Source organism: Nonomuraea lactucae, assembly GCF_003313395.1.
Lineage (GTDB): Bacteria > Actinomycetota > Actinomycetes > Streptosporangiales > Streptosporangiaceae > Nonomuraea > Nonomuraea lactucae.
The window spans coordinates 1-1,179 of the sequence record NZ_QNFZ01000461.1; the positions used below are offsets into that span (position 1 = coordinate 1).

At 75.0% G+C, this 1,179-nt stretch carries 2 protein-coding genes; both read right to left on the reverse strand.

Annotated features, from left to right (window positions below):
* Positions 1-227, reverse strand: a 227-nt coding sequence (locus tag DQW85_RS22660) for an aldehyde dehydrogenase family protein (protein WP_113702170.1), incomplete at its 3' end; no start/stop codon positions are given.
* A gap of 33 nt (positions 228-260) precedes the next feature.
* Positions 261-1,067 carry an acetoacetate decarboxylase family protein gene (locus DQW85_RS22665; RefSeq protein WP_113702169.1) on the reverse strand — a complete coding sequence of 269 codons (807 nt, stop codon included), beginning with the start codon at positions 1,065-1,067 and terminating at the stop codon, positions 261-263.
* Positions 1,068-1,179 lie beyond the last annotated feature (112 nt).

The following is a 1,179-nucleotide window of genomic DNA, read 5'->3' on the forward strand; positions in this document are numbered from 1 at the left end:
CGCGGGGTGGCCGCCCAGGCGGGGAACGCCTCCTTGGCGGCGGCCACGGCGGCCTCGGCCTCGGCCTGCCCGCCGCGTGCGATCTCGGCGAGCGTGCCGCCGTCGATCGGCGAGGTGTCGGTGAAGGTCGCGGCGGAGGCGACGCGGCGCCCGCCGATCCAGTGCCGCGTGTCGACGCCGACCCCGGCGACCACGGCCGTCCCCGGAGGGAGGTGCTGTTCTGGCATTTCAGGTCTCCGTTCCACAGTGCCGGGCGGGACTCACCCGGCCGCCGACGTGCCGGACTCCAGCAGGCGGCCGCCGTCCCAGACGACGCCGACCTGGCGGTAGTAGGCCGCGATGGGCTCTCGGATCTCCAGCCGGGCCAGCTCCTCCGTCGGCGCCTCGAACAGCTCCAGCTCGGCCTCGCCGGTCCAGGGCGGCCCGGCCTCGAAGGAGGCGGCGCCGGACTCGACCAGCTCGTCCAGGGCCAGGCCCTTGCCCTTCTCGATCGAGGGCAGCCAGCGGTGGTGGGCCATCGGGTGACCGTTGACGAACCCGTTCGTCTCCGCCGGCCCGCGCAGCGTCACCACGGCCTGGGCGAGCCTGCGGTCGGCCGCGGCGAGCGTGGCGCCGAACCGGGAGCCCGCCTCGATCCGCGGAGCCGGGCCGTAGGGATGGGGGCGGGTCAGGTGGATGGAGCCGAGCTTCTTCGGATAGCCCTGGTGCAGGCCGCGGGCGATGGCGAAGTCCTTGTCCACCCAGATGTAGACGCAGCGCGAGTACGTACGCCCCCGGTACGAGCAGCGCACGACGGCGAACGCCTCCTTGTACTGGGAGCGCACCGGGTCGAGCAGCTCCTCCCGGGAGGACGAGCAGGACTGCCAGTCCGCCCAGATCAGCGCCACCGCGCCGGGGTCCTCCTCGGCCAGCTCCAGCGGCTCGGGCAGCAGCTCGCGCACCCGGGCGGGGTCGGTGCGGTACTCGACGGTCAGCAGGTCGCCCGAGTAGTGCCACGGGGGCGCCGGGACGAGCGACGACCGGCCGGTGGCGGTCTTGGGGGTGAAGTAGCCACGGAGGCTGGACATGTGGTGACGCTCCTCAGGCGGCGAGGGCCGGCTGCTCCAGCAGCCTGGCGCGGTAGCGGGCGGCGCCGGCCGCCGCGGCGCGGCCACCGAGGGCCACGACGCCGACCAGCCG

Excerpts from the sequence above, each read along its gene's own strand:
- DQW85_RS22665 (WP_113702169.1), bottom strand. The coding sequence starts at position 1,067 with ATGTCCAGCCTCCGTGGCTACTTCACCCCCAAGACCGCCACCGGCCGG.